Below are 22,357 nucleotides of genomic sequence, written 5' to 3'. Positions count from 1 at the left end.
AAATGCTTCGGCTTTTTTACGTCTATTTATTGAATGAGTTTCTCTGCTTGAAGCTGTTTTCTTAGCTGTTCTGCTCGTTTTCTGTTAACGCCAAAGTCTGAATAACCTATTCGTGACTCTGAGCGCACGAGCAAAACATTACCGTCTATTCGTAACTCCAAGTCATCGACAAAACGCATGATCTTTGACGTACATTCGATACGTAAATAATCGTCTCTCTTTTCAGCAAGTTTTGCTCCGGGCAATTCTAGAGCAGCTCGCTCAATCGCATTGATATTTGCTTGCTCTGTCAAAATGAAGGGCTCTATGTTGTGCTCGCCTCTGGAGTCTTGCGTAGATACACAATTAGGTTTATCACCACAAGGTAGTAAGGTTCTGTCCGTCATTGTTTGAACTCCTTGGCTACAAGCCGAAATCATCAGTAGTGATAAAGTAAGAAAGGCGGCTCTTATCATTCGAATTGTCCTAACTAGATAAGGTTTTAGTCATGACTATAAAAAAGGGTTGACGCAAATAGGTCAACCCTTTTTATACGTTTATGCCAAGTTATACATCGAGATAATCAAGAATGCCTTGTGCTGCTTTGCGGCCTTCATCAATAGCAGTGACTACAAGATCAGAGCCTCGCACTGCATCACCGCCTGCAAAAATTTTTTCATTTGTGGTTTGATATTGAAATTCTTGGTCTTTAGAGGCTTTGATACGCCCCCATTGATCAAGCTCGACTTCAAAGGGTGTTAACCACTCCATTTTATGTGGCTGAAAACCAAAGGCCATGATAACAGTGTCTGCAGGCATTATATGCTCAGAGCCTTCAATAGGTTTTGGTCTGCGTCGGCCCGCATCATCTGCGATGCCGAGCTGCGTTTTAACCACTTTAACCCCAGAAACCTTACCAGAAGCATCAACCTCTATACCAAGAGGCTGAAGATTAAATTGGAATTTAACGCCTTCTTCTTTGGCATTTTTAACTTCGCGTCTTGAGCCTGGCATGTTTTGCTCATCTCGCCGATAGGCACAAGTGACACTCGATGCTCCTTGTCTGATGGATGTGCGGACGCAATCCATTGCAGTATCACCACCGCCTAGCACGACTACTTTCTTCCCTGCCATATCGATAAAAGATGGGCAGTTGTCAAGCTCCATCACTTTATAAGTGTTGGAAATTAGGAAAGGTAGAGCGTCGTATACGCCTTGAGCTTCTTCATTATCAAGACCGGCTCGCATACTTTTATAGGTACCAACACCGAGGAAAACAGCATCATAATCCGCCAGTAATTGCTCCATCTTTATATCTTGCCCAACTTCTACATTAAGGCGAAACTCAACCCCCATGTCAGAAAAAATTTGGCGGCGATTTTCCATTACGCCTTTTTCCAGCTTAAACGAAGGAATACCAAAAGTGAGTAGGCCTCCTATCTCTGGGTAGCGGTCAAACACTACAGGTTTTACGCCATTACGAACGAGAATGTCGGCAGCGGCAAGTCCAGCAGGACCAGCGCCAATGATAGCCACTTTTTTATCTGTCCATTCGACTTGTGACATATCAGGCTTCCAGCCCATTTCAAATGCCTTGTCGGTAATATACTTTTCAATATTTCCTATTGTGACCGCGCCAAAGTCATCATTTAGGGTGCAAGAACCTTCGCACAGGCGGTCTTGTGGGCATACTCGGCCACAGACTTCTGGTAAACTATTGGTTTGGTGTGATAGCTCAGCGGCTTCTATAAATCGCCCTTCATTGGCAAGTTTTAACCACTGCGGTATGTAATTGTGTACTGGACACTTCCATTCGCAGTAAGGGTTACCGCAATCTAAGCATCGATCTGCTTGTGCTGTTGCTTGCTGTTTTGTGAAAGGTTCATAGATTTCTACGAACTCTATTTTTCTCACTTTCAGAGATTTTTTTGCAGGATCTACACGGTTTACGTCAATAAATTGGTATACGTTCTGACTCATGATTCAGACATCCTCCTTGATTACTGTGCTTGAACGCGCAGCTCTGCTGCACTGCGACTTTGATGACCGAGCAAAGTGCGAAGATCCGCTGACTTGGGTTTAACTAAGTAAAACTTGGGGATCCATTCATCAAAGTTGGCCAGAATATCTTCAGCGTGTGTAGAGGCTGTTTCTTCTAAGTGTTCTGCGATAAGACCACGTAGATGTTCTTGGTGTATGTAGAGATCTGATAGAGACAATGCTTCAACCGACTCATTGTTGACTCGACCTGTAAAATCTTGGTTTTGGTCTAAAACGTATGCGAAACCACCAGTCATCCCTGCACCAAAGTTGACGCCTGTGGCTCCTAATATGGCAACGATACCGCCCGTCATATATTCACAAGCGTTGTCGCCTGTGCCTTCAACTACAGTTATTGTTCCTGAATTACGCACACCGAATCGCTCTCCAGCTTTTCCAGCGGCGAACAGTTTACCTCCCGTCGCACCATACAGGCAGGTGTTACCAATAATGGTTGCCTCGTTAGAGCGAAATGCACTACCAAGATGCGGTTTGATAACTAATTTACCTCCAGCCATCCCTTTTCCTACGTAGTCATTGGCATCTCCAGTTAGGTATTGTTCGACTCCGCCAGCGTTCCATACTCCAAAAGATTGCCCAGCGGTACCCTCTAGGTGAAGCTTAATAGGAGAGGCGGCCATACCCTGGTTACCATAGCGCTGTGCGATTTCACCAGAAATACGAGCGCCAATTGAGCGGTCAGTATTAATGACGTTATAGAAAAAACTTGCGGGTTGACGCTTTTCAATCGAGGTGGCGGCATCATCTAGAATTTTCTGATTGAGATCGCCTTTATCAAACGGTGTATTGGGCTCTGTCCAAAATAATGGATGTTTATCAGGCGAAACTGGTGCCTCTAAAATATGAGTTAAATCTAGCTTAGACTGCTTAGCTGATAAACCTTCCATCGCTTGCAAGAGATCAGTTCGGCCAATAAGGTCAGTGAGTTTCTCGACGCCTAATTCAGCCAGTAGTGTGCGCACTTCATCAGCAAGACCGATAAAGTAATTCATGACTTGCTCTGGCAATCCTTTAAAAAACTGCTTACGTAGAGTTTCATCTTGAGTAGCAACGCCCGTTGCACAATTGTTTAGGTGACAAATACGCAGGAATTTACAACCCATAGCGACCATGGGGGCTGTACCAAAACCAAAGCTTTCGGCACCTAATATGGCTGCTTTTACGACATCCAATCCTGTTTTTAAGCCGCCATCGACCTGGAGGCGAATTTTATGTCTTAGTCCATTGGCTACAAGAGCTTGCTGAGTTTCTGCCAGTCCAAGCTCCCATGGACAACCTGCATATTTCACTGAAGTCAAAGGACTGGCCGCTGTCCCTCCATCGTATCCTGAGATGGTGATAAGGTCGGCATAGGCTTTTGCAACTCCAGTCGCTATGGTACCCACACCAGGCTCACTGACCAATTTGACAGAAACCAGTGCTTTAGGGTTAACCTGTTTTAAATCAAAGATTAATTGAGCAAGGTCTTCAATCGAGTAAATATCATGATGTGGAGGAGGAGATATCAGCGTCACCCCCTGAACAGAGTATCGAAGTTGCGCTATCTCTGCTGTCACTTTATGTCCCGGGAGCTGTCCGCCTTCTCCTGGCTTTGCTCCCTGAGCTACTTTTATTTGCAGTACATCAGCATTGGTTAGGTAGTGCGGTGTTACTCCAAATCGCCCAGACGCAATTTGTTTAATTCGAGAGTTACGTTCTGTACCAAAACGGCGAGGATCTTCTCCGCCTTCACCTGAATTTGAGTATCCGCCTAGGCGATTCATTGCTGTCGCTAAAGCTTCATGAGCTTCAGGGCTTAAAGCTCCAATAGACATGGCAGCCGAATCAAAGCGCTTGAAGAGATCCTCACTTGGCTCGATGTGCTCAAGTGGGAGCGGCGTATCGGACTTTTTCAGTGTCATTAAGTCTCTAAGGGTTGCCACGGGTCTTTGATTGACTTGTTGGGAGAAATGCTTGTAATCACTTACGTCCCCCGATTTTACTGCTTGCTGCAGAGTACTCACTACATCTGGGTTGTAAGCGTGATATTCACCACCGTGAACATATTTAAGTAAGCCCCCATGTTCAATCTCTTTTCTTTTCGCCCATGCTTTTTTCGATAAGTTGAATAAATCTTGTTGGAAGTCTTCAAAGCCTGCTCCTTGGATACGGGTTGTAACGCCATGAAAACAGAGGTCTACGATGTCGGAGCTGATGCCAACTGCTTCGAATAGCTGAGAACAGCGGTAAGAAGCAATGGTCGAAATACCCATTTTCGACATGATTTTATATAGCCCTTTATTGATCCCGTATTGGTAACTTTGCATCACATCTCGATAATTCTTATCTAAGACGCCATCATCAATTAACTTACCCAAGGATTCATAAGCTAGATATGGATAAATTGCGGTTGCGCCAAAACCGAGTAGAACAGCGAACTGGTGCGGGTCTCGCGCGGTTGCTGTTTCAACAAGTATATTAGCGTCGCAGCGAAGGTTTTCTTCTATCAATCTACGCTGAAGGGCTCCTACCGCCATGGCGGCTGGAATAGGAAGCTTGCCTTTTTCTATCGCTTTGTCTGATAGTACAACCAATACTGTGCCAGCTTTTACACACTCAATGGCTTGTTCGCACAAGTCTTTAATTGCTTGTTTGAGGTCTTTGCTATCAGGGTCGTAATTAATATCGATTACGGTATTTCGATAGTATTCATCGGAAAGTTCGAGAAGTTGCTGCATATCTGAGTGCAGTAATACAGGAGACTCAAAAGTGACTCTGTGAGCATGTCCGTCTGTTTCGCAAAACACATTCATCTCTTGGCCAACACTGCTTGCCAAAGACATCACATGCTTTTCACGCAATGGATCAATTGGTGGATTGGTGACCTGAGCAAATTTTTGACGGAAATAATCAGTGATCAAACGCTCTTTTGAAGATAGCACGGCCATTGGGGTGTCATCCCCCATGGAGCCGACGGCTTCTTGCCCCGTATCTGCGAGAATTCTGAGTACTTGATCGATCTCTTCATTGCTTACGGCAAATTGTTTTTGGTAAGTTTTGAGAAGAAGGTTGTCGAATTGGCGTTGACCAATTTGGTTATCAGGTAACTGAGAAAACGGAGTGAGTTTATGGACGTTATTATCCATCCACTCTTTATATGGATGGCGGCTTTTTAAATCATTATCGATGTCACTAGATTGCCAGAGTTTCCCATGACGTGTATCGACAACAAGTAACTCCCCAGGGCCGACTCGGCCTTTTTCAGCAACCTCATCAGGTGCATAATCCCAAATTCCAACTTCAGATGCCAAAGTAATAAGTTGATCTTTGGTTATCACATAGCGTGCGGGGCGCAAGCCATTTCGATCAAGGTTACAAGCTGCATAACGGCCATCAGATAAAACGATACCTGCAGGACCATCCCAAGGTTCCATATGCTTAGAGTTAAAGTCGTAAAATGCACGTAAGTCGGGATCCATATCTGGATGATTCTGCCAAGCGGGCGGAACCAGCATTCTCATTGCACGAAACACATCCATGCCTCCCGCTAAGAATAGGTCGAGCATATTATCTAAACTGGATGAGTCTGATCCTGTTTCGTTAACAAACGGCGCTGCGGTTTGTAAATCAGGCAGCAACGGCGAAGCGAATTTATATGCACGAGCACGGGCCCATTGACGGTTGCCTTCAATAGTATTTATTTCACCATTATGTGCAAGGTAACGGAAAGGTTGGGCAAGGGGCCACCTCGGTTGGGTATTGGTTGAAAAACGCTGATGGAATAAACAAATAGCAGATTCCATGCGTAAATCAGCAAGATCAAGATAAAAGCGTGGTAAGTCAGCTGGCATGCAGAGACCTTTGTAGACTAATACCTGAGTAGATAGACTACATATATAAAAATCTTGATCGTTAACTATCTGTTTTTCTATGCGTCTACGGGCGATAAAAAGACGGCGTTCAATATCACGTTCACGCCAGCCTGCCGGAGCTGATATAAAGATTTGTTGAATGTTGGGTAGGGAGTTATGAGCTATTGGTCCAAGTACATCAGGGTTGGTCGGAACGTCCCTCCAGCCTGCGATAGATAAGGTTTCTTGAGTTAGCTCTTTATTGATAATGTCTTTCGCTGACTGAGCTTTTATTGGATCTTGGCTGAAGAACACCATACCGATGGCGTATTGTTTGCCAAGCTTAAAACTGTTTTCTTCTGCGATGAGTCGCAGATAAGAATCGGGCTTTTGCAGCAGTAAACCGCATCCATCACCCGTTTTACCATCCGCTGCAATACCGCCGCGGTGAGTCATACGATCGAGCGCTGAAATTGCGGTACGAACCAGTTTGTGGCTTGGATGTCCATCCATATGTGCGATTAAACCAAATCCACAGTTGTCTTTGTCAAGACTTGGATCATATAAAGCCATTGCAATTCTCCCTTTGCTTCTCTGTCTTCCAGACAGTGTTGCCTACATAATGAAAACGAATGCAGGCGATTTTCTATGCACTCATAGGGTTTAAATCAACATAATAATGTAAATTAAACCTCTTATTATTTTTCTCATTATGATGAAATCATTTTCATCTATCTCAACAACGTAAATCTTATGATGTTAAAGGTCAAGCTTTTGATTAAATAGAGCATTAAATGCCTATTTATGAGATGTTTTTCTTTAAACTTATTATTTTTCAATTGCTTACTATTTTTACTGTTACATTTTTGCAACAATTTGACTCGAAAGAAATTTAAAAACATTAGAACAATATACTGACTTAAAGATAAATTTCGGAAGGATTGGGTAGTTATTCTTCTCAAGGCTAGAATTATTCATTTTTATTTAACTAAATACGCTTCCACTTAGGGAAAAAAGGGAACTAAGTAGAGAAAAATCAGCAGTCAACTGATATTTTTTGTAGTCTTATATAAGTGGTATTTAAAGGCAGAGAAGTAAGAATGGAGCAGGTGTTTTACTGGTTGTGGGATACATCTCATGGGCATGGTCTTGACCTCGTAGTGATTCTATTCTTCGTTCTATTGTCGGCCGCGCTCTATTCCCGGGTTCAAAAACATATCGAGCTTCTGGTGCAGGATGCTCCATCAGCGCTTATTCTGGTCGAGGCTAAGACAGGAAAATTGTTACTTTCCAATAAAAATGCGATGCAGTTATTGGCTATTCGTCGTGTCGGTAAATCTTTTTTATTCCCTGATTCTGTGTCGCGAGATTTTTTGATGTCGACAGTGGGGCTTTTTGCTGGGGATGGTTTCAAGTGTTTTCCGATTGAGTGGAAGGTATCCAAAAACAACCGAATCAAAGTAGAGATAAATGGACGAAGAACTATATATCGCGGTCGTATTGCTTGGTTACTCTATTTATCATCTCATCAAGCCTCACATGCAGAGATGGAGCGTGAAATAGAGTCACTGTCTGTGGTACGCAGTGCTTTGGACAATTTGTCTGAACTTGTGTTCGTTAAAAATAACGAAGGTGAACTTATCTCCACGAATAAAGCTTTTGACCGCTTTTGGGGAGAGCGTCAACAAGAAGGATGTGCTGATATTAAAGGTGTTGTTAAAGGCCGAGCTAACAAACGCAGATGGACGACGGATGAGGAAGGTCGAAGCTGTTTATTGGAAACCTATCAAAATATTCTGATTTCCTCTTCTGGCGAAAGAATCGGCACAATAGGCATTAGTCACGACGTTACAGATTGGCACAATATACAGAAGAGTCTGCGTGATGAAATGGATAGACGTCGAGATACTGAAGTAGCGTTAGCGCAGCGTGATACCATTTTGCAAAACATCCTTGAGTCCAGCCCAGATGCCATCGGTATTTTTAATGAGAATATGGTATATCAAGCGTGCAACAAGCCTTTCATCAGAGCGCTAGGAATTTCTGACGTTAATGAACTAATCGGCAAACGCCTTCAAGATATCATTCCTAATGACGTGTACCGTCGCTTGTCAGAGACAGATCAGAAAGTGTTGTATGAGGGAAAATCTCTTCGTTACATCGACCAATTGGTTGACAGTAAAGGAAACTTTACTTGGTACGATGTTGTGAAGTCCCCTTTTCGCGATCCGGCTTCTGGCACAAATGGCGTGTTAATCATGGCGAGAGATGTTTCAGAACGTTATTTAGCGGCACAAAAACTTGAAGAAGCTAATCAGGAGCTGGAACGCTTGAGCTTAGTTGATAGCTTAACGCAAATCGGTAATCGCCGCTTTTTTGATGAGCAGCTCACTACTTTGTGGTCTTTGCACAGTCGCGAGAAAAACCCTTTAGCTGTTATGTTATGTGATATAGATTATTTTAAAGGGTTTAATGATCATTATGGGCACCAGGCCGGCGATGATGCGTTAGTAAAGGTTGCTGAGGCTTTTAGTTCAGTCTTGCATCGCAGTAGTGATTGTGTTGCCCGTTATGGTGGTGAAGAGTTCGCATTTATTTTACCTAACTCCACTGCTGAAGGGGCATATCAAGTGGCAGAAACCATTCACTCAAAAGTGAGACAGCTTAGACTTGAACATAATGCTTCAAAAGTGTGCCCAATCCTGACTGTCAGCATAGGTATTGCAAGCATAGTCCCTGAACCTTCTGACACAAGCGAAAACTTAATAGCACTTGCTGATAGCGCTTTGTATCAGGCCAAAGCTAACGGACGAAATCAAACTTGTGTTCATCACACATCCAACAACTAGGTTCATTTAGCAATTAGAATTCTTAGCCGTGTGAGGTGAAAAAAGGTAAAATTTCACTATCTTGCTGTACGGAGCGCCTAATGAAACCTATAAAAAACCTCGCTCAGTATTATGTCGATCTTTTGGTAAAGCTCGGTATTTTACGTTTTTCTATTCTTCTCGCATTAGCCATCGTTGCTTTGGCCGTGGTTGTTCAAGTTGGCATCACATTAGTTCTTAGTGGGCGTGTCGATGATATTGATATTGTCCGCTCAGTGTTTTTTGGGCTCTTAATTACACCTTGGGCTGTTTACTTTTTGTCTGTTGTGGTTGATCAGCTTGAAGAGTCGAGACAAAGACTTTCTAAGTTGGTTTCTAAACTGCGAGATATGCGTTCACGAGATCAAGATTTAAATCATAAGCTTCATCAAAATATCTCTAAACTGAATCTGGAAATAGAAGAGAGAATTAAAGCTGAAGAAGCGAGAGAAGAAGCAATGAAAGATCTCGAAAATGAGGTCTATCAAAGAGAGCGAACTCAGCTAGAGCTGGCTGAAAGAACAGCACTTTTACGCTCTTTTATTGACGCTTCACCTGATCTTATATATTACCGTAATGCTGATGGCGTATTTTCTGGGTGCAACCGTGCCATGGAAGAGCTTACGGGTAAGAAAGAGAACCAGTTGGTCGGTTTAACTCCTTGGGATGTATATCGAAAAGAAGTTGCTCAACAAATTGTTGATACGGACCAGAAAGTCTTTTCTGATAATAAGGCACTGACTTACGAGCAATGGTTAGAGTACCCTGACGGCCGTAAGAGCTTTTTTGAACTACGTAAGGTGCCTTTCTACAGCAAAGATGGTCGACATCTTGGCTTGGTTGGGTTTGGACGTGACATTACGGAACGTAAACGACATCAAGAATCATTAGAAAAAGCCAGCCGAGATAAGACAACGTTTATCTCAACGATTAGTCATGAATTACGTACACCACTCAATGGGATTGTTGGGTTAAGTCGCATGCTGCTTGAAACGAAACTCACCGATGAGCAGCGCAACCAAATGCAAACTATCAATGTCAGTGCAATTACTTTGGGGAATATATTTAACGATATCATTGATATGGATAAGTTTGATCGACGTAAGCTTGAGCTGTTTCCTGCTAGGTTAAACTTTGAAGAATTTGTTGCAGAAATCGAAAGCATCTCAGCTTTAATGGCTTCACAAAAGAATCTACGTTTTGACTTAGAGCGTCTAACTGAGTTACCTGATGCTATTGAAGTTGATGCGACTCGTCTTCGTCAAGTACTTTGGAATTTGATCAGTAACGCCATGAAGTTCACCAAAGAAGGTGGTGTTGTCATGACGGTAGAAGCTGAAATCAGGGATGATGTGGCGTACATAACTATTGAAGTGGAAGATAGTGGAGTTGGCATTCCTGAATCTGAAGTGGATAAAATTTTTGCTATGTATTATCAAGTAAAGTCGGGTAAAGATAATCTTCATGCTGTCGGCACAGGTATTGGGTTAGCTGTTTCTAAGCAGCTAATCAAGATGATGGGAGGAGATATCAGCGTTAGTAGTGAAGAAGGGTTTGGTAGTACCTTTACTGTTACACTCAGTGCCCCATTATCAGCTACTAAGGAAATGTCAGAATCTTCTCAGGCTGCTCAAAGAGATTTAAGTATCTTCATGGTAGAGGATATCGAACTCAATGTTACTGTTGCTCGCTCTTTATTTGAGAGTATGGGACACGAGGTGACGGTGGCAATGACAGGCCAAGATGCGATTGAGATGTTTGACCCTGATCTTTATGACCTTGTATTTCTCGACATTCAACTTCCCGATATGACAGGCTTTGATGTAGCCAGTTTTTATCGCCAAACTTATAAAGACTTACCCCCTTTGATAGCTTTAACGGCTAATGTACTCAAAGACAAAGATGAATACTTACAAAACGGAATGGATGAAGCAATAAGTAAACCTTTGTCTGTCACTGCCATGCAAGAAGTCATCGCCCAATTTACTTCTAATGATATACAAGAGCCTTTGCAGCCTACCAAGTCTCAAAACCTAGGTGAGAAAAGTGAGTTGTACAATAAAGTCTTAGACCTAGATATGCTTGAGTCTTATGTTGATATTGTTGGTACTCAGCCAGTGCTTGAGAGCATTAGTATGTTTGAGGATATGATGCCTGATTATATAAAAGTGCTTGATTCAAATATGACGGCAAAAGATCAGCAAGGTATTGTTGAAGAAGCCCATAAGATTAAAGGAGCTGCAGGTTCTATAGGCTTAAAACATATTCAGCTAGTGGCTCAAAAAGCACAGTCGCCAGAACGACCTGCTTGGTGGAAAAATATTGATGATTGGGTCGAAGAAATCAAAAATGAATATCAAAATGATATTGCGACGTTAAAGGAATGGCTTGGACAAAAAGGTGAGTAAAGAAGGATGAAATGTATTTCATCCTTCTGTTTTATTCAAAGTTAGTAGTGATTAACTTTTGTTTTTTTGGCTTGCAACTTTGAGCCCAGCATTGATATCAAGAATATCTTGCTCACTCAGGGTTCCTACCGCTTCTCGCAGCTGAAGAACACTGAGTATGTAGTTGTAGCGAGCATCAGAGAGGTTTTTATTTGCGTCGTACAGGTTTCTTGTTGAGTCTAAAACGTCAACAATAGTTCGAGTCCCGACATCAAAACCAGCTTCAGTTGCTTCTAAGGCTGATTTAGCCGAAACCACGGCCTGCTCATAAGCACGTAGTGCACCGATAGAGGCATTAATGTTGTTATTAAAAGCTCGAACATCTTTGACAACACTTCGGTAAGAGGCTTCAAGGTTTTGGCTTGCCGCCACAAAATCAAACTCAGCTTGTTTGGTTAACGATGACGTTGCGCCGCCACTATAGATAGGAACTGAGAGATTGAGGCCGATATTAAAATTGTCAGAGTCAAAATCATAGCTAGATACATCACTGTTCTTTTGTTCTGCAAGTGTATAGCCGCCATCTAACGTAAGTGAAGGAAGGTGACCGGAGCTTTGCAGGGAAATATTGTCTTTAGCAATATCTTTGGTGATTCGTGATGACAGTAGGGTTAAATTTTTCTGCTCTGCTTCTTTTAGCAGGGTGTCAACAGGTGTTTCACTTTTACTCGCTGAAAAACGTTCAATATCCAATACATAGAGGTTTGAGTGTTCAACGCCTGTAATTTCACGCAGACCTTCATAGCTATTGATAAGTTCATTTTCAGCTAAAACTTCATCTGCGAGAACAGAGTCATACTGAGCTTGTGCGTCATGAACATCGGTAATTGCTGATAAACCGACTTCAAAACGCTGCTTTGTTTGTTCTAGTTGACGGCCAACAGCGGCTTTCTCTGCTTGGACAAACTCTAAATTGTCTTGAGCTCTTAGCACATCAAAATAGGCAGTCGACACTCTAAGAATCAGTGATTGCTGAGCTGCGGCATAAGCAGCATCGGCCTTACGAGCATTTTTTTCTGCTGTGTCTAGGGTTATCCAACTTGAGCGTTTATACAGTTCCTGCGAGAAGCCTAGAGTCGCGTTCCATGCATCTGAATCGTTGCCATTATCATTTTGACCTAGAAAGGGTGGATTTTTCTCACCACGATCAATGTCATAAGATGCGGTTAAGTTGATTTGAGGAAGTAAGGTTGCACGGCTCGAATTGATCGCTTCAAAAGCAGAGTCTTTTGAGGCTTTTGCACTCAATAGAGTAGGATCGTTTGTGATTGCTTGATTATAAATTTCCGTTAGTGTATCTGCGAAAGCGTTCGCGCTAAGGCTGCCTAGTGCTGCACTTATCACCAGTGGAAGCAGTTTTCTCATCGGTTTTATCCCTGCCAAAATATGAAAAAGGTAACTCGTCGAGAGTTTACCTCAACTTTGATGCAAATTTACGCAAATTTACGCAAATTTTTGTAAATTTTTACACTTGGTTATCTAAAAAAACTCATTCCAAAGCAGTTAAATTTAACTCAGAATATAAAATTTGCATAAAAAGTTTATCTAGACCCTTGGAAGTTAAGCTTTTGTCTGAGTAAACTATAAAATTAACTTATGGGGTAGCCAATGTCACACAGTGAAGAACAACAGCACGAATTTACTTCTAAAGATGTAGAGATACTCTCAAAAGAAACCGTGTTCTCCGGTTTTTTTAATATGGTGAAATATCGTTTCAGACACAGATTGTTTAATGGTGGCTGGAGTGAGGTTATTGAACGAGAAATGTTTGAAAGAGGTAATGCTGCTGCCGTACTTCCATATGATCCTGTTACTGATAAAGTTGTTTTAATTGAACAAATACGTGTTGGCGCTTTGACTCATTCGAGTCCTTGGCAATTTGAGATTGTGGCTGGGATTATTGATAAAGGGGAAAGTGCTGAAAGTGTTGCTCGTCGTGAGGCAATAGAGGAAGCCAATGTTTCTATTGACGATCTTTTGAAAGTTACTTCGTATTACCCCTCTTCAGGAGGTTGCTCTGAGAGGTTAGATGTCTATGTTGGCAAGGTTGATGCATCAAACGCAAGTGGCATTCATGGTTTAAACTATGAAGGAGAGGACATTAAAGTTCATGTCGTAAACCGAGAGACTGCCTATCAATGGGTAGTCGAAGGTAAGTTTGAAAATGGTGCTTCTATCATTGCGTTGCAATGGTTGCAGTTGAATTACCAGTCCGTAAGAGAGCAATGGCAAATTTAGCAGTAAAAAAAGCGTATCATGTAGATTTGGCAGATTTGATGCGAACATATGAAACCAATTATGCCAAGTTAAATGCTTTGTTGCCAAACAAGGCAAAGGTTGGTGATGTGCGCTGTTACCAAGCTGCCCATATGACATACCAAATTCAAGTGGCAGAAATCACAAAGTACACAACTTTGGTTGATATTTGTCAAAGCGATGATGTTCCGGTATTTCCTTTGCCAAAAATGTCTGTCAGGCTTTACCATGATGCTCGAGTGGCAGAGGTGTGCGAGTGTGCACATCTGAAACGAGTCAGAGCACGTTACGATTACCCCAATGATAAAATGGTTCAACAAGACGAAAAATTACAGCGCAACCGCTTTTTGGGGGATTGGTTATCTTTCTGTTTAAGGCATGGTATTAGTCGAACGCCGCTCAATATTTAGGTTTTTATTTTGAAAGTAACATCTAGTTCTGTGGATGGAAGCATCAGGCTGCTTCAAATTACAGATACTCATCTGTTTGAAGCTAATGATGGCAGTCTTCTTGGTGTCAACACGAGTGACAGCTTTGATGCTGTGGTGAGTGCGATCACTGAACAAAACACAAATTACGAAGCTATTGTCGCCACTGGAGATATTTCGCAAGACCACAGTGCGTTATCTTACCAACGTTTTGAGTCAGGCATTTCAAAGCTCAATAAGACTTGTTTTTGGTTACCCGGCAATCATGACTTTAGGCCCAATATGGATTCTGTGCTTTGTTCTCAACAGATCCAATACCTAGAACACCTTTTACTTGGCGATTACTGGCAAATGATAGTCTTAGATTCTCAAGTGGTTGGTGTACCACATGGGCGTCTTAGTGAAGAACAACTGTCACTGATTGAAGATAAACTCAACCTTTATCCTGAACGCTATGCGTTGATTTTATTGCATCATCACCCTGTACTTATCGGTAGTGCTTGGTTGGATCAGCATACCCTCAAGGATTCAGAGAGCTTTTGGAAAGTTATAGAAAAGCACTCCAATGCTAAGGCCGTGCTTTGTGGCCACGTTCATCAGGACATGGATAGATATCGACATGATGTTAGAGTAATGGCAACGCCATCGACATGTGTACAATTTAAACCACTAAGTGATGACTTTGCAGTGGATAACCAGTCTCCTGGTTGGCGTGAAATTGTGTTACATCCAAGTGGGAACCTAACCACAGAGGTTAAGCGTTTGCCTATGGGGAGCTTTATTCCTGATTTTAGCTCTTCTGGGTATTAATTTTTACTGCGTCATTATTATCACAGGATACATGATGAAACCTTCTTTACTCTTATATATCCATGGTTTTAATAGCTCTCCATTATCGCAAAAAGCGACCTTGATGAGCGAATACTGTGCATTACACAGGCCTGATATTAAAGTTGTGGTTCCTCAGCTTCCATGTTTTCCCCAACAAGCTGCGGACTGCCTACTAGACATAGTTGAGCAATACAAAAGTGATTATCGCATTGGACTTGTCGGTAGCTCTCTTGGTGGATACCTCTCTGTGTGGCTGAATGCTCGTTTTGGCTTTAAAGCTGTGGTTGTAAACCCTGCGGTAAAGCCCTATGAATTACTGCAAGATTATCTAGGAGAACAAGAAAACCCATACACAGGCCTGCGCTATGTTCTATCTGAAGCTCATATCGATGAATTAAAATCTCTCGATGTTGCGAGTATTCAAAATCCAGAAGACTTTTGGCTTTTGCAGCAAACTCATGATGAGGTACTTGACTTTCGTCAAGCTGTTGAGAGGTTTTCAATGGCTAAACAGACTGTAGAAGAGGGGGGGAATCACAGTTTTGTCAGTTTTGAACGTCATCTAGAACCAATCATCGACTTCCTTCAGCTATAGTTTCCATTGAGGGAAAAGTCATAAATTTAGTGGTTAGTTAATTATCTCACTTGACATAGTTCCTTCTCTTCCAGACTATGTTTCTCCTGTACTGAGCTGGATACAAAACGATGAGAGTTTGAGTGTTTTTACAGTCTATATGCAACCTAATTGACGATAAAAGCAGATTAGCTCAGTTATTCATTATTTTCTACAAACGATATTCCGTATTATGACTGAACAATATAATGCTGGAGCCATTGAGGTTCTTAATGGCTTGGAGCCGGTAAAACGCCGACCCGGGATGTATACGGATACTGCGCGGCCCAATCACTTAGGGCAAGAAGTCATCGATAACAGTGTCGATGAAGCGCTAGCCGGACACGCTTCCAAGGTTCAAGTAATTTTGCATGCCGACCAATCTCTCGAAGTGATCGATGATGGACGCGGTATGCCTGTTGATATACATCCAGAAGAGAAAGTATCTGGGGTCGAGCTGATACTGTGTAAGCTTCATGCTGGTGGTAAGTTCTCAAACAAAAACTATCAATTCTCCGGAGGCTTACACGGGGTCGGTATTTCAGTAGTCAATGCTTTATCAAAGCGTGTCGAAGTCACTGTAAGACGAGACGGACAAGTGTATGAAATTGCATTTGAACATGGCGATAAAGTTTCCGATCTGACAGTAACAGGGACATGTGGTCGACGCAACAAGGGTACAAGTGTCCACTTTTGGCCTGATGCAAAGTATTTCGACTCCGCCAATTTCTCGGTTGCTCGTTTGGTGAATAACCTTCGAGCTAAAGCGGTATTATGCCCTGGACTTGAAATTACTTTCACAGACAAAGTAAATGGCAATGAGCACAAATGGTTATATGAAGATGGTCTAAAGGATTATCTTGCCGAGGGCGTCAAAGGTTATACCGTATTGCCTGAAGCGCCTTTTACTGGCGAATTCTCAGCTGAAACCGAAGCGGCGACTTGGGCTGTTATTTGGCAGCCAGAAGGCGGCGAAATGATCACCGAAAGCTATGTTAACTTGATCCCAACTGCGCAGGGAGGAACTCATGTTAATGGTTTGCGTCAAGGTCTACTTGATGCCATGCGAGAGTTTTGTGAATTTCGAAACTTGTTACCACGAGGCGTCAAGTTAACAGGGGATGATGTATTTGACCGATGTTCTTATGTATTATCAGTTAAGATGCAGGACCCTCAATTTGCCGGTCAAACGAAAGAACGTCTTTCATCCCGTCAGACCGCTGCTTTTGTATCGGGTGTTGTAAAAGATGCGTTTAGTTTATGGCTAAACGAAAAGCCTCAATTAGCTGAACAGTTGGCAGAAGTGTGTATTGCCAACGCTCACCGTCGTATGCGCGCGAGTAAAAAAGTCGTACGTAAGAAAGTTGCATCGGGGCCTGCGTTACCGGGTAAATTGACCGATTGTTCTTTGCAAGATTTAAGTCGTACTGAAATTTTCTTTGTCGAAGGAGACTCGGCTGGTGGGTCAGCTAAGCAGGCTCGAGATAGAGAATTCCAAGCCGTAATGCCGCTTAGGGGAAAGATCCTCAATACTTGGGAAGTTTCCGCTGACCAAGTGCTCGCGTCTCAGGAGGTGCATGATATATCCGTTGCTCTGGGAATAGACCCTGATAGTGAAAATCTTGAAGGCTTGCGGTATGGCAAAATCTGTATTTTAGCGGATGCTGACTCTGATGGTTTGCATATCGCTACATTGCTCTGTGCTTTGTTTACCCGCCACTTTAGATCCTTAGTCGAAGCTGGACATATCTATGTGGCTATGCCGCCACTTTATCGCATCGACTGTGGTAAAGAAGTTTTCTATGCCTTGGATGATGATGAAAAAGAGGGAGTTTTAGAACGCCTATCGAAAAAGAAAGCCAAGATTAACGTGCAGCGATTTAAGGGACTTGGTGAAATGAATCCACTGCAATTGCGTGAAACGACAATGGATCCAAATACCCGACGTCTTGTTCAATTAACAATTGATGATTCAGAAGCGACGATAGAAATGATGGATATGTTGCTTGGTAAGAAACGGGCAGATGATCGCCGTTCTTGGTTACAAAACAACGGTGATTTGGCAGAGGTTTAACGAATGTCGACAGAAATTACATACGATGGCGTTGAACAGTTGCCAATGCGCACCTTCACTGAAGACGCTTATCTAAATTATTCTATGTACGTCATCATGGACAGAGCCTTGCCATATATTGGCGACGGTTTGAAACCTGTTCAGAGACGTATTATTTATGCTATGTCTGAGCTTGGACTTTCTGCTGCTGCAAAGTATAAAAAATCTGCTCGCACTGTCGGTGATGTATTAGGTAAATATCACCCCCATGGTGATTCCGCATGTTATGAAGCCATGGTCTTGATGGCTCAGCCATTCTCGTATCGTTATCCATTGGTTGATGGGCAAGGGAACTGGGGTGCTCCTGATGATCCTAAATCGTTTGCCGCCATGCGTTATACAGAAGCAAAGCTATCTAAATTTGCTGAAGTTTTATTGGGTGAGTTAGGGCAAGGAACAGTTGAGTGGCAACCAAACTTTGATGGCACAATGAAAGAGCCACAAATGTTGCCAGCACGTCTGCCACATATCCTTCTCAACGGAGTAACGGGTATTGCCGTTGGTATGGCGACCGATATTCCTCCCCACAATGTAAGAGAAGTAGCGGATGCAGCGATCCATTTGATCGACAGCCCTAAAGCGGATCTGGCTGATATAATGAATTTCGTTCAGGGGCCTGATTATCCGACTGAAGCTGAAATTATTTCCCCGAGAGCCGATTTAGAGAAGATCTATCGTACAGGGCGCGGCAGTATTAAAATGCGCGCAGTTTGGCATAAAGATGGTGGAGAGATAGTCATTACTTCTTTGCCTCATCAAGTCTCAGGTGCAAAGTTACTTGAACAGATCGCCAATCAAATGAGAGCAAAGAAATTGCCCATGGTTGATGATTTGCGAGACGAGTCCGATCATGAAAATCCCACTCGTATTGTGATAGTTCCTCGCTCTAATCGAATTGATTGTGAACAGTTAATGGATCACTTGTTTGCTTCAACGGATCTAGAGAAAAATTTCCGTGTGAACCTTAACATGATTGGTCTTGATAACCGTCCTCAAGTAAAAGGGTTAGTACAGATTCTTACCGAGTGGATTGAGTATCGCCGAACGACGGTTCGTCGCCGTTTGCAATATCGTCTCGATAAAGTTCTTGCTCGCCTACATATCCTAGAAGGTTTGTTGGTTGCTTACCTTAATTTGGATGAAGTGATAGAGATCATTCGTACTGAAGACGATCCTAAAGCTGTATTGATGGCAAGGTTTGGCATCACTGACATTCAAGCTGATGCGATTTTGGATACCAAACTTCGTCACCTTGCCAAATTGGAAGAAATGAAAATTCGTGGTGAGCAAGAGGAACTGGAGAAAGAAAGGGAAAAACTTGAGCTCCTGCTCGGCTCAGAGCGTCGTCTAAATACGTTGATCAAAAAAGAAATTAAAGCTGATGCGGAAAAGTATGGTGATGATCGCCGCTCGCCACTTGTTGAGCGCGCCGAAGCGAAAGCATTGACAGAGCGTGATCTGGTGCCAAGTGAGCCTATTACTGTTGTCCTATCGGACAAGGGCTGGATCCGTCATGCTAAAGGGCATGATGTTGACCCTGAAGGGTTGAATTATAAATCTGGTGATAAATACCTTGCTCATGCAAGGGGCAAAAGTAGTCAGCAATCAGTTTTTCTTGGTAGTGATGGCCGGAGTTACTCGCTTGAATCTCACTCTCTTCCCTCTGCACGTAGCCAAGGAGAGCCCATTACAGGTCGGTTAAATATCAATGCAGGTACAAGCATTCGTCATGTCGTTATGGGAGAAGAAGAGCAGCTGTGGTTGGTTGGCTCAGATGCAGGTTATGGCTTTGTTTGTAAGGGAAGTGATTTACTGTCTAAAAATCGCAGCGGGAAAGCCTTGGTGACCTTGCCACAGAACTCTGAAGTTATGGTGCCATATAGTATAAGTAACTTAGATCACGATGAAATTCTTGCGATCACAAATCAAGGGCGGATGTTGTTATTCCCAATAAAAGATTTGCCACAGTTAGGTAAAGGCAAGGGGAATAAGATCATTAACATACCCGCTGCAAAAGCCAAAGAGCGAGAGGAGCTGGTGTCTCATTTGATGGCCTTACCTCAAGGGGCTTCGATAACCCTGTATGCAGGTAAACGTAAACTCGGCTTGAAAGCGTCTGATTTGGATAATTTCCGAGGAGAACGTGGCCGCAGGGGTAGCTTATTGCCAAGAGGTTTGCAAAGAGTCACGCGAATCGAGGTTGTAACCTCTGAGCCCAAGGAAAGCGAATAGAGTGCTAGCCCCCATGGAAACATGGGGGTTTTGGTAGATTAGATTTCTCTCGTGTCTTCGGCAATGGTTACTTTTATTGTTTGTTCCTCACCTTTTCTTAGGATGAGCACATCTACAACAGTCCCAGGGCGGAGCTCAGTTACAATGTCCATGACACTTTGGCGACCATTAATTTTGTTGCCGTCAATTTTAAGAATAATGTCTTGTGGTTCAAACCCAGCATCTTCCCCTGGGCCGTTAGGATCGACACCAAGTACCACAATCCCTCCCATATGCTCGTTGCCTAAAAGGCGAGAAGTCACAGACGTAATATCTTGTCCATCAATTCCAATGTAGCCTCGAATTACTCGGCCATCAGCAATGATCTTTTGCATGATTTTGTTGGCCAATGCATAGGGAATAGCAAAAGAAATACCATATGTTTCAAGTTCGGTAGCCTGTTGGAAAGAAGCAGTATTGATACCGACTAACTCTCCACGAGTATTTACCAAAGCCCCTCCAGAGTTGCCGTCATTGATTGCCGCATCGGTTTGGATAAATGAATGCCGTCCCCCAGCGCTAATTGATGAGCGTCCAGTCGCGGAAATGATACCAAAGGTTGTGGTTTGACCTAAATTGTAGGGATTACCGATCGCTAATACCACATCCCCTACAGTCGGAGAATATTCTGGGTTTAATGGGATAACCGGTAAGTTGTTACCTTCTATACGCAGGATAGCGATGTCTGTTCGTTTGTCGGTGCCAACTAGCTGGGCGAAAGCGACTCGACCGTCTTGCAGTGCAACAACCACTTGATCGGCTTGTGCCACTACATGATAGTTAGTAATTATGTATCCCTTATGGCTGACGATTACCCCAGAGCCAAGGCTTTGGGTCTGCAGCTTTGAGCGGTTACCCTCAGCATACTTCCTACTATAGATATTGACGACTGCCGGAGCTGCTTTGCGAACGGCACTGTTGAAGGAGATCTCTTGTGCTGATGTAATATTGTTCCCACCCGCAAAATCGTCAGAAAGAATATTGGTCCTCAGGGAAGGTATTGCTAACAGCAGTAACAATGCCGTTGCCAAGCCTAACCCAATTGAACGCAACAAAAATTGCAGCATAGCCTCGCAACCACCTTAAAATTGAGACAAGTGGCGAAAGAATAGCATTAGATGAGAAAATAATAAAAGGATGGTAGAAGATACTACCACCCTTTGACACAAAGAATGGATGTCTTTAGCGTACGACGAGGTAAATAGTACGTTCTCCTCGCTGAATATTGAGAGCTAGTACACTTGGCTTTTTATCAAGTAATTTTCTAAACTCGGCTAAGTTCTTAACGCGTTTACGGTTAACGCCGATGATAATGTCGCCTTTTTGAAGCTGGTAAGTTGCAGCTTGTGAGCCTTTTTCTACAGAAGCCACTTTAACGCCTTGAACAGAATCACTTGAGGTTGTGTTGGTTAACTCTGCGCCAGATAATCCTTCGTGGAGTTTATCTGCTGATGCTTTCATGTTTTGCTGCTCACCCAATGTAACGTCATAGCTTTCTTTCTTTCCGTCACGAATGATACCAAGTGAGACTTTTTTTCCAGCACCTAAAGTCGCCACTTTAGCTCGTAATTCGCTGAATGAGTTAATGTTTTTGCCGTTTACAGACACAATCACATCGCCAGCTTTTAGCCCGGCCTTATCGGCAGCGCTGTCTGGTACAACCTGACTAACGAAAGCCCCCTTGCTCGACTCATAGCCTAAAGCATCCGCGAGCTCAGATGTAATTTCTCCTCCTTGAACACCCAACATGCCTCGTTTAACTTCGCCAAATTCTAGAATTTGATCAGTCAGGTTGGTCATCATATTAGAGGGGATCGCAAAACCAATACCAACGTTACCACCACTAGGACCCAAAATAGCCGTGTTGATACCAATCAGTTCACCTCGCAAGTTCACCAAGGCTCCACCTGAGTTTCCGCTATTAATGGCAGCGTCTGTTTGAATAAAGTTTTCGAAGTTTTCGATATTAAGTCCACTGCGTCCTAAAGCAGAAATAATACCTGAGGTGACAGTCTGTCCCAAACCGAAAGGGTTACCTATAGCAACAGCAAAATCACCCACCCGTAAAGAGTCGGAATCTGCAATCTTAATTTCCGTTAAATTTTGCGCTTTTTCGAGTTTTAGAAGCGCAACATCGGACATCTTATCGCCACCAACGAGCTCAGCACCATATTCTCGGCCGTCATGAAGTTTGACTCGAATTTTTTCCGCTCCATTGATGACATGATAATTGGTGACGACATAAGCTTTATCTGCATCAATGATTACCCCTGAACCCAATCCTCTAAATGGGCGTTCTTGCAGTTGTTCTGATGGGAACTCTGGCCCGAAAAAGAAACGAAACTGCTCTGGAATGCGCTGTTTAGAGACCTGAGTTCCTTCAACTGCAATGCTGACAACAGCAGGGGTTACTTCCTCCAGCATAGGGGCAAGGCTGGGTAGCTGTTGACCAGAAACGACAAGGGGAAGAGCTGCTGTTGCTTGTATTGGTGTGATGATTGAACTTAAGCTTAAGGAAAGAACGGATAAAGCAAGCAAAGGTTTTTTCATCTGATAACTCCTAGTTTTAGTTAAGGCCTAAGACTTAATATTTGTGTAAAAAATAAGAAATCAAACGACACTTACGGGAATTATGACTAAAAAACCTTTACAAAGTTCACT

14 protein-coding genes are annotated in these 22,357 nt (G+C 42.9%); 8 read left to right on the top strand and 6 right to left on the bottom strand.

Annotation, left to right across the window (positions count from 1 at the left end):
- Positions 1-26 precede the first annotated feature (26 nt).
- The 3 genes from FIV01_RS11840 to gltB form a co-directional block, all read right to left on the bottom strand.
- On the bottom strand, positions 27-455 hold the full coding sequence (locus FIV01_RS11840; protein ID WP_152431183.1) for a DUF1499 domain-containing protein: 429 nt from the start codon (positions 453-455) through the stop codon (positions 27-29).
- A gap of 91 nt (positions 456-546) precedes the next feature.
- Positions 547-1,959: an FAD-dependent oxidoreductase gene (locus FIV01_RS11835; protein ID WP_152431182.1), complete on the bottom strand. Its 1,413-nt coding sequence runs from the start codon at positions 1,957-1,959 to the stop codon at positions 547-549.
- Positions 1,960-1,979: 20 nt separating this feature from the next.
- A complete protein-coding gene (gene gltB / locus FIV01_RS11830; protein WP_152431181.1) occupies positions 1,980-6,443 on the bottom strand; it encodes a glutamate synthase large subunit in 4,464 nt (1,487 codons plus the stop codon).
- Between the two features lie 527 nt (positions 6,444-6,970).
- Here gltB and FIV01_RS11825 point away from each other — a divergent pair.
- Positions 6,971-8,719 (top strand): sensor domain-containing diguanylate cyclase, encoded by a 1,749-nt coding sequence (locus FIV01_RS11825; RefSeq protein ID WP_152431180.1) that lies wholly within the window; start codon positions 6,971-6,973, stop codon positions 8,717-8,719.
- An 80-nt stretch (positions 8,720-8,799) separates the two neighbouring features.
- On the top strand, positions 8,800-11,145 hold the full coding sequence (gene arcB, locus FIV01_RS11820) for an aerobic respiration two-component sensor histidine kinase ArcB (RefSeq protein WP_152431179.1): 2,346 nt from the start codon (positions 8,800-8,802) through the stop codon (positions 11,143-11,145).
- Positions 11,146-11,196: 51 nt separating this feature from the next.
- On the opposite strand, the gene tolC is transcribed toward arcB, so the two are convergent.
- Positions 11,197-12,549 carry an outer membrane channel protein TolC gene (tolC, locus tag FIV01_RS11815; RefSeq protein ID WP_152431178.1) on the bottom strand — a complete coding sequence of 451 codons (1,353 nt, stop codon included), beginning with the start codon at positions 12,547-12,549 and terminating at the stop codon, positions 11,197-11,199.
- A gap of 243 nt (positions 12,550-12,792) precedes the next feature.
- On the opposite strand from tolC, the gene nudF reads away from it, so the two are divergent.
- The 6 genes from nudF (at position 12,793) to parC (ending at position 19,657) form a co-directional block, all read left to right on the top strand.
- Positions 12,793-13,422 (top strand): ADP-ribose diphosphatase, encoded by a 630-nt coding sequence (gene nudF / locus FIV01_RS11810; protein ID WP_152431177.1) that lies wholly within the window; start codon positions 12,793-12,795, stop codon positions 13,420-13,422.
- Positions 13,410-13,850, top strand: a complete 441-nt coding sequence (locus FIV01_RS11805) for a DUF1249 family protein (RefSeq protein ID WP_152431176.1) — start codon at positions 13,410-13,412, stop codon at positions 13,848-13,850. The genes nudF and FIV01_RS11805 overlap by 13 nt, the downstream gene beginning before the upstream one ends.
- A gap of 9 nt (positions 13,851-13,859) precedes the next feature.
- Positions 13,860-14,678, top strand: a complete 819-nt coding sequence (gene cpdA / locus FIV01_RS11800; RefSeq protein ID WP_152431175.1) for a 3',5'-cyclic-AMP phosphodiesterase — start codon at positions 13,860-13,862, stop codon at positions 14,676-14,678.
- A gap of 31 nt (positions 14,679-14,709) precedes the next feature.
- Positions 14,710-15,294 (top strand): esterase YqiA, encoded by a 585-nt coding sequence (gene yqiA, locus FIV01_RS11795; protein ID WP_152431174.1) that lies wholly within the window; start codon positions 14,710-14,712, stop codon positions 15,292-15,294.
- A 211-nt stretch (positions 15,295-15,505) separates the two neighbouring features.
- On the top strand, positions 15,506-17,386 hold the full coding sequence (gene parE, locus FIV01_RS11790) for a DNA topoisomerase IV subunit B (RefSeq protein WP_152431173.1): 1,881 nt from the start codon (positions 15,506-15,508) through the stop codon (positions 17,384-17,386).
- Between the two features lie 3 nt (positions 17,387-17,389).
- On the top strand, positions 17,390-19,657 hold the full coding sequence (gene parC / locus FIV01_RS11785) for a DNA topoisomerase IV subunit A (protein WP_152431172.1): 2,268 nt from the start codon (positions 17,390-17,392) through the stop codon (positions 19,655-19,657).
- 38 nt (positions 19,658-19,695) lie between these two features.
- Here the strand turns inward: parC and degS are convergent, their stop codons facing one another.
- Together degS and FIV01_RS11775 are read right to left on the bottom strand one after the other, a co-directional pair.
- Positions 19,696-20,763, bottom strand: coding sequence for an outer membrane-stress sensor serine endopeptidase DegS (gene degS / locus FIV01_RS11780; protein ID WP_152431171.1), 1,068 nt, complete (start codon positions 20,761-20,763; stop codon positions 19,696-19,698).
- 115 nt (positions 20,764-20,878) lie between these two features.
- Positions 20,879-22,246, bottom strand: a complete 1,368-nt coding sequence (locus FIV01_RS11775) for a DegQ family serine endoprotease (RefSeq protein ID WP_152431170.1) — start codon at positions 22,244-22,246, stop codon at positions 20,879-20,881.
- Positions 22,247-22,357: the final 111 nt, after the last annotated feature.

This window comes from Vibrio aquimaris (assembly GCF_009363415.1).
Classification (GTDB): Bacteria; Pseudomonadota; Gammaproteobacteria; order Enterobacterales; family Vibrionaceae; genus Vibrio; species Vibrio aquimaris.
The sequence above is the reverse complement of the archived record's forward strand: the minus strand, read 5'-3'. Positions and strand labels throughout refer to the sequence as shown.